At 66.9% G+C, this 5,800-nt stretch carries 4 protein-coding genes; 3 read left to right on the top strand and 1 reads right to left on the bottom strand.

From position 1 onward, the window contains the following. The first annotated feature begins 129 nt into the window (after positions 1–129). Both AXK11_RS09125 and AXK11_RS09120 read left to right on the top strand, forming a co-directional pair. Complete coding sequence (locus tag AXK11_RS09125; protein ID WP_068631471.1) at positions 130–1,374, top strand: MFS transporter; 1,245 nt, start codon at positions 130–132, stop codon at positions 1,372–1,374. 89 nt (positions 1,375–1,463) lie between these two features. Next, complete coding sequence (locus AXK11_RS09120; RefSeq protein ID WP_068631469.1) at positions 1,464–2,654, top strand: MFS transporter; 1,191 nt, start codon at positions 1,464–1,466, stop codon at positions 2,652–2,654. 77 nt (positions 2,655–2,731) lie between these two features. Here the strand turns inward: AXK11_RS09120 and AXK11_RS09115 are convergent, their stop codons facing one another. Continuing rightward, complete coding sequence (locus tag AXK11_RS09115; RefSeq protein ID WP_068631468.1) at positions 2,732–3,082, bottom strand: copper-binding protein; 351 nt, start codon at positions 3,080–3,082, stop codon at positions 2,732–2,734. A 302-nt stretch (positions 3,083–3,384) separates the two neighbouring features. Between AXK11_RS09115 and AXK11_RS09110 the strand changes: the two genes are divergently transcribed. Then, positions 3,385–5,667 carry a TonB-dependent receptor gene (locus AXK11_RS09110; protein ID WP_068631466.1) on the top strand — a complete coding sequence of 761 codons (2,283 nt, stop codon included), beginning with the start codon at positions 3,385–3,387 and terminating at the stop codon, positions 5,665–5,667. The last annotated feature ends 133 nt before the right edge of the window (positions 5,668–5,800 follow it).

Here is a 5,800-nt window from a genome sequence, read left to right as displayed (position 1 = left end):
CCCCCCCCCCCCCCCCCCCCTTAAGACTTTTCGGCCAAAGGCAGTTTCAGACGCTGCACGGCCCGCTCTATCGTCCGCACATGCCTACGGGCATTTTTCACAAAACCCCCATCGGACAAGAACAACCCCATGCACACCACCACGACTCCATTCTACGGCCCGCGCATCGTCGCCGTGGCCTTTGTCACCCTCATGGGTGCCTTCGGCCTGAATCTCAGCGGCGGGCAGTTTTTCGCGCCGCTGACTGAAAGCTTCGGCTGGGGGCTGGCGACGCTCAGCTCGGCAGCGGCGCTTAACATGATCGTCTGGGGCGTGTTTCAGCCGGTCGTGGGGCGCCTGATTGACCGCTTCGGCCCCAGGCCGGTGATTGCCGCCAGCGTCGCGCTGATGGGCGTGGCTTTTCTGGCCGCCTCGACTCTGACGACGCTCTGGGAGTTTTATCTGTATTACGGGGTCCTCACTGCGATTGGTTTTGCGGGCTGTGGCTCGATGGCAAACTCGGTGCTGGTCGCGCGCTGGTATGTGCGCGGGCGGGCCAAGATGCTGGCACGCAGTGCGATGGGCATGAACATCGGCCAATTGGTGTTTCTGCCGCTGGCGGGTTGGCTGATCGTGGCCTCCGGCTTTCGCGGCGCGTTTCTGGTTTTTGGCATCCTGATGCTGGTAGTGGTGCTACCGCTGGTGCTGTTTGTGAGCCACAGCTCGCCGGATAAACTCCAACAAGCTCCCGACGGCGATGAGTTGTCCGCCTTTACCCCGCCGAAGTCGGCGGCGCTGGCGCAGGCACTGCGGGATTCCGATTTCTGGATGGCTACCATCGGTTTTGTGACCTGCGGGTATTCGCTCTACCTGGTGGTGATGCATCTGCCGCGTTTCGCGGTGGACCTGGGCGCTACGGCTGCTACCGGCGGACGAGTGCTCGGCCTCGCCGCAGGAGCGAGTGCGCTGTCGATGTGGATCTGCGGGCAACTGGTCGGGCGTGTCGGGAAAAAGAAGCTGCTGCTCGGCCTGTACCTGATTCGCATGCTGGCCCTCGGCTTCCTCGCCTGCTCCAGCGAGATCTGGCAATTGTATGCCTTTGCGCTGGTCTACGGCATCGCCTCCATGCCCATCATCCCGCTCAAAACCGGGCTGATCGGCGATATGTTTGGCGCCAATGCGATGGGCAGCATCCTCGGTATGGCGTGGTTTTTGCACCAGGTGCTCGCGGCGATTGCGGTCTTCCTCGGCGGCTGGCTGCGGGTCGAAACCGGTAGCTACGCCGCCGCCTTCTGGTCGGCAACGGTGCTGCTGCTGCTCGGCGCCATCGCGACCGCTTTTGTGCGCAAGGCAGGTGGGCCGACTGTGCCCCCACGCGTAGTGAGAGCGGGGTAGTGGAGGCCCGCTTTTTCGGGGGAGGAATCAGCCGGTGTTTATTTGCGCTCCGGAGCGCGCGGGGCTGAAGTCCGCCACCGCGTTTTCTTATGACCTCGTTTTTCAAACTGCCGCGCAATGTGTGGGTGCTCGCGCTGTGCCAGTCGCTGGGCATGTGCGCGACAACGATGATGGTGCTCGTAGGCGGGCTGCTCGCGACGCGGATCGCGCCGAGCCCTAAGCTGGCGACTGTGCCGCTGGCCGCGCTGGTCGTCGGCACGGCGATCATGGCGGTGCCCGCGGCGTTGTTGCTGCGGCGTTTCGGGCGCAAGCGCGGGTCTTGGGCAGGCTACGCGCTGGGGTTGCTCGGCGCGGGGTTGGGCTTTCTGGGGACGTTGACGGACGGGTTTGTCCTGCTCGCGCTGGCGGGCTTGTGCCTCGGGATGGCGGCGGCGTTTTGGCAGCAGTTTCGCTTTGCCGCGCTGGAGAGCGTGGCCGATGCGCGGCAGCACGGGCCTGCGCTTTCGCTGCTGCTTTGCGGCGGACTGCTCGCGGCATTCGTCGGGCCGGAGATTGGCGCGCGGGGGGATGCGTGGTTCCCCGGGTGGCCGGGCTACGCGGGGGCGTTTTTGCTGCTCGGCGGCGTGACGCTTGGCGGGTTGGTGGCCTTCCAGTTTTTCTACCGCGAGACGGCAATGGCTGTCCAAAAAAGCGGGGCCGCCGCGCGGCACTTGAGCGCGATTATCCAGAAGCCTGCGTTCATCATCCCTGCGCTGGGTGGGGCGATCGGGTTTGGGATGATGACCTTCATCATGCACGCGACGCCGCTCACGATGCGCGAGATGTGCGGCTTCGACCTGGGCAGCACCAAGCAGGTCATCCAGGGGCACATCGTCGCCATGTACCTGCCGAGCGTGTTTAGCGGCGGGCTGATCCGGCGCTACGGCGCGGGGCGGGTGATGATGGCGGGGGCACTGCTCTACATCGGCGTCGTCGTGATCGGGCTTTTCGGGCAGGAGCTCGTGCACTTCTGGGGCAGCCTGCTGCTGCTCGGCGTGGGCTGGAACTTCCTGTTCATGGGCGGCACCGCCCTGCTGCCCAAGAGCTATGCGCCCGCCGAGCGTTTCAAGGTGCAGGCGGTAAACGACCTGCTGGTCTTCGGCGCGCAGGCACTCGCCTCGCTCTCGTCGGCGTGGTTCGTCTTCACGCTGGGCTGGCACGGACTGCTGCTCGGCTGCCTGCCCATCCTGCTGCTCGCCGCCGCACTGAGCCTCTGGCAAATCCGCCGCGAGGAGTCATAGACTCCTTCTATTTTTTGCGGCGCACTCGTTGGTGCGCCGCCCTGACAGGTAGCTTATCCTGCTGAGCTAGCGGCTCACTACTCCTCGGGGAGCGGGTTGTAGTGCCGGTCGGTGAGCCGGACGTTGACCAAGCGCCAGTCGCCGCGCCCGCCCTGGAGGTTACCGATCAGGTAGGCACCGGGCTTGAGCTTGGGCCAAGCCTCCTCCGGCACCGAAAAGGCCATCGTCATGGCCCGCATGACACCCGGGATTTCCTCGTGCTTCACCATCACCAGCTTTCGGTCTTCCAAAAGCCGCGTGACCATCCCGCGAACGAGCGGCCCCTCTGCGGGCTGCGCCTCCGCCGCGTAAGTGCGGGCCACGTCGAGGCCGAGCGGCACCACCGCACCGAGAGCGAACACAAAAAGTAAACGCGTAAAGCGACTCATGCCGCACAGGCTGCGCGCTGCTGCCGATAACTCAAGGGAGCTTCGCCCTTTTTACTTGGCGAGCCGCTCGGTGGCGGCTCGTCCGGATGCTGTGGAGACCGGCCCCTGCGCTAGCAGGGCGGAGTGAGATGCGCGCCTCCCCAAGTCGCGTGAGCGTGAATGGCAGGGGGCGCCTCGCCCCGGACGGCGCACCAACGAGTGCGCCGCAACAAAAACGGGTCTGCGACCCCTTGACAGGTTTGTTATGAGTGGCGCTTGCCCCCGCTGCGATCCCGTGCGGCGGGGCGGACATAACAAACACCATGCCTCCTACTCGTACCCGCCTTCTATCGGTCGCGCTTGCGCTGACCGCATTTTCCCACGCTGCCACTGCGCAGAGCAGCAGCCCCGCCGCCCGCGGCCCCGCTTCCGACGCCGCCGGCCTCGATGCCGAGCCCCTGCACCTGGAGCGCGTCGTCGTCTCGACCGCGCCCTACGCGCGCACGCTCGGCGAAGTCGCCCAGCCCGTCTCGCTGCTCGATGGCCGCCGCCTCGCGCTGCGCCAGTCCACCTCGCTTGGCGAGATGCTCTCTGCCGAGCCCGGCGTGAGCTCTACCTACTTCGGCCCCGGGGCCAGCCGCCCCGTCGTGCGCGGGCTCGGCGGCGACCGGCTCAAGGTTCTGGAAAACCACATCGGCACGATCGACGCCTCCACCACGAGCCCCGACCACGCCGTCTCGCTCGATCCGCTGCTGTTTGACCGCGTCGAAATCGTGCGCGGGCCCGCCGCGCTGCTCTACGGCGGCAACGCCGTCGGCGGCGTGGTAAACGTCATCACCGACCGGATCCCCGAGCGAGTGCCCGATGCACTCGTCACTGGTCGCGTGATCCCGCGCACCGAGTCCGCCAACCGCGAGGCCAGCGGCGGCCTCGCCCTCGACGGCGGCCTGGGCGACCACCTCGCCTGGCACCTCGACGGCTTCATGCGCGACACCCGCGACATCAAGATCCCCGGCTACGCCGAGAGTGCCCGCGCACGCGCCGCCGGGCACCACGACCATGACCACGATGATCACGACCACGACCACGATCACGCCGACGCCGACGAAGAGGAAGAAGCCTACGGTCGCGTCCCCAATACCGCTATCGAGAGCGACGGCGGCTCGGTCGGCCTCGCATGGATCAGCGACGAGCTGAAAATCGGCGCCGCCTGGAGCGGTTTTAACAGTTTTTACGGCGTCCCCGGCCACGCGCACTCACACGGCGATGGAGGGCACGATCATGGGCATGGGCACGACCACGGCCATGATGATCACGGGCACGACGACCACGACCACGATCATGGCGACGACGACGCGGATCACGCGCACGGCGACGATGTGAAGATCGACCTCGTGCAGCGCCGCTTCGATCTCCAGGCCGAGATCAACCGCGAGTTCGGCCTGCTGCGCGGTGCCAGGTTCAAGCTCGGTGTCGCCGATTACCGCCACCAAGAGCTGGCCGATGGGCAGGTAGACACCGTCTTCAAAAACCGCGGTCACGACGCCCGCCTGGAGCTGCTGCACAACCCGATTGCGGGCGCCACCGGCGCAGTCGGCGGCCAGCTCAGCCGCAGCCACTTCGAGGCTATCGGCGACGAGGCCTTCGTGCCGCCCTCGCGCACCACCAACCACGCCGCCTTTATCTACGAAGAGCTGCCCGTCGGGCCCGCCACGCTGCAACTGGGTGGCCGCTTCGAGTCGCAGAAAATCTCCGTGCGCGACGGCACGGGCCGCAGTCGGCGCGACGATCTCGTGAGCCTCTCCGCGGGCGGCCTGTGGCGCTTGGGCGAGGACTGGAGCCTCGGCCTCTCGCTAGCGCGCAGCGAGCGCGGCCCCGGCGTCCAGGAGCGCTATGCCAATGGCCCGCACATCGGCACCCGCGCCTACGAGATCGGCGATGCCAACCTCGGCATCGAGACCTCGACCGCGCTCGACCTCACGCTGCGCCGCCGCACGGGCCGCGTAACCGGCGCGCTGACGGGCTTCATCAACCGCTTCGACGGCTACGTCTTTGAGGCGCCCACCGGCCAGGTCGCCATCGCGCATGGCGACCACTTTCACTTCGAAGACCTCAGCCACCCCGACGCCGACAGCGGGCTCACGGTCTACCGCTTCGCGCAGACCGACGCGCGCTTCCTCGGGCTGGAAGCCGAGCTCGCCATCCACCTCTACGAGAGCACGCAGAGCCGCCTCGACCTGCACCTCGCGACCGACGCCGTGCGCGGTAAAAACCTCCAGGCCGGCGGCAGCGATCTCCCGCGGATCACTCCGCGCCGCCACAAGGTCGGGCTCGACTGGGCGCGCGGCCCCTTCGCGCTCGGCACCGAGCTCCAATACGTGGACGCGCAGCACCGCACCGCTCCCAACGAGCTGCCCACCGACAGCTACGCGCTGCTCAGCGTATACGGCAGCTACCAGCTCTCGCTCGGGCCAACCACTTGGGAGCTCTTCGCGCGCGGCACTAACCTCACCAACGAAGAGGCCCGCGTGCACACTTCCTTCCTCAAGGAAATCCTGCCGCTGCCCGGCCGCAGCCTGAGCCTCGGCTTGCGGATGAGTTTCTAACGAAGCCCGCGCCGAAGTTGACGGCGCACCAACGAGTGCGCCGCATAATGAAAGGGTCGAAGACTCCCCTGCGCGGGGGGCGGCAGGCGGTGCCTGCACCCGTTGACTGTGCGGTTTGCTCGGCGGGCGTACC

The sequence above is a fragment of the Cephaloticoccus primus genome, from assembly GCF_001580015.1.
Classification (GTDB): domain Bacteria; phylum Verrucomicrobiota; class Verrucomicrobiia; order Opitutales; family Opitutaceae; genus Cephaloticoccus; species Cephaloticoccus primus.
Note: the sequence above shows the minus strand (reverse complement) of the source record. Positions and strands in the feature narration are given on the sequence as shown.

Bases quoted from the DNA above. Each gene is read 5' to 3' on its own strand.
- AXK11_RS09115 (WP_068631468.1), bottom strand. From the start codon at position 3,082: ATGAGTCGCTTTACGCGTTTACTTTTTGTGTTCGCTCTCGGTGCGGTG.
- AXK11_RS09120 (WP_068631469.1), top strand. From the start codon at position 1,464: ATGACCTCGTTTTTCAAACTGCCGCGCAATGTGTGGGTGCTCGCGCTG.
- AXK11_RS09110 (WP_068631466.1), top strand. From the start codon at position 3,385: ATGCCTCCTACTCGTACCCGCCTTCTATCGGTCGCGCTTGCGCTGACC.
- AXK11_RS09125 (WP_068631471.1), top strand. From the start codon at position 130: ATGCACACCACCACGACTCCATTCTACGGCCCGCGCATCGTCGCCGTG.